Origin of the sequence: Pseudomonas sp. AM4(2022) (assembly GCF_036346515.1) — a bacterium.
Classification (GTDB): domain Bacteria; phylum Pseudomonadota; class Gammaproteobacteria; order Pseudomonadales; family Pseudomonadaceae; genus Aquipseudomonas; species Aquipseudomonas paracarnis.
This window is the reverse complement of the sequence record NZ_JAOTNW010000055.1, coordinates 1-1,423: the sequence shown is the minus strand read 5'-3', so window position 1 is coordinate 1,423 and position 1,423 is coordinate 1. Positions and strand designations below refer to the sequence as shown.

Annotated in this window: 1 protein-coding gene; it reads left to right on the top strand. The window is 55.5% G+C overall.

Annotated features, from left to right (window positions below):
* The first annotated feature begins 110 nt into the window (after positions 1-110).
* Positions 111-1,412, top strand: a complete 1,302-nt coding sequence (locus ODQ19_RS27910; RefSeq protein WP_116668194.1) for an IS4 family transposase — start codon at positions 111-113, stop codon at positions 1,410-1,412.
* Positions 1,413-1,423: the final 11 nt, after the last annotated feature.

Sequence of the window (1,423 nt, the reverse complement as noted above, 5' to 3'; positions counted from 1 at the left end):
CATCCCTTTCAAGGTCTTAGGTAAAATCCTCTGAAACTTCAGTCAGGGATACCCGAAAGATGTGGGCCGATGTACTTGCTCGATTTGAGAAAAAAGCACCTGCCAGCGTTATGGCCAAATTGGCGTTGGAGCAGGCCATTGCGCCAGAGTGGGTCGATCAGGTCTTCGAAGAGCATCGGCAACGGCAGTATTCTCGTGAACTGCTGTTCTCGACCATCATCAAGCTGATGTCCCTTGTTTCATTAGGCTTGAAGCCATCCCTGCACGCCGCCGCGCGGCAACTGGAAGATCTTCCTGTTAGCTTGGCGGCCCTCTACGACAAAATCAGTCGTACCGAGCCTGCTCTGTTGCGCGCCCTGGTCACGGGCTGCGCACAACGCCTGACACCAACCATCAAAGAGCTGGGTTGCACGACGATGCTGCCAGGCTGGCAGGTTCGGGTTGTGGATGGTAATCACCTGGCATCCACCGAGAAACGACTGGGGGCTTTACGCCACGAGCGAGGCGCGGCTCGTCCCGGTTTTTCGGTGGTTGTCTACGATCCCGATCTGGATCAGGTCATCGACCTTCAGGCGTGTGAGGATGCCTACGCAAGCGAGCGTGTTTGCGTGCTGCCGCTGTTGGCTGATGCCGAGCCGGGCCAAGTGTGGTTGGCTGATCGACTCTACTGCACGCTCCCGGTTATGGAAGCTTGTGAGCAAGTCCAAACCTCCTTTGTCATTCGTCAGCAAGCCAAGCATCCACGCTTGATTCAAGAAGGTGAGTGGCAAGAGCCGGTGCCTGTGGAAACGGGCACTGTGCGTGAGCAGATCATCCAGGTCAGAGGCGGTTACCAATGTCGGCGTGTCGAACTGACGCTTCATTCGCCAACGGACTCGGGCGACAACAATTTGATGTTCTGGAGCAATCTGCCAGAGAGCGTTAGTGCGCAGCAGATCGCAGAACTCTATCGTCGCCGCTGGAGCATCGAAGGTATGTTCCAGCGACTGGAAGCAATCCTTGAAAGTGAAATCGAAACCCTTGGCAGCCCGAAGGCTGCCTTGCTCGGGTTCACTACGGCGGTATTGGCCTACAACGTCCTGGCCGTACTCAAACGAAGCGTCGAGCAAGCTCATCGGGATACCCAGCCTGACGGCTGGGAAGCCTCGATCTATCATTTGGCGGTTCAAGTAAGAAGTGGATATGAGGGCATGCAAATCGCGCTGCCGTCAGAATATCTTCCCGTTATCCCTGCGGAAAAACTGGCCCAGCGCTTATTGGAACTGGCCAGGAACATCCTGCCCAAACAAGTTGCAAAAAGCCCCCGCGGCCCCAAGGTGCCCAAACCCAAGACATGGGTAAAAGGCACAGCGGTGAATGCTCATGTTTCAACGGACAGGGTAATCAAGGCTGCCAAAACGAAAAGACCTTGAAAGGGATGGCT

Bases quoted from the DNA above. Each gene is read 5' to 3' on its own strand.
- ODQ19_RS27910 (WP_116668194.1), top strand. From the start codon at position 111: ATGGCCAAATTGGCGTTGGAGCAGGCCATTGCGCCAGAGTGGGTCGAT.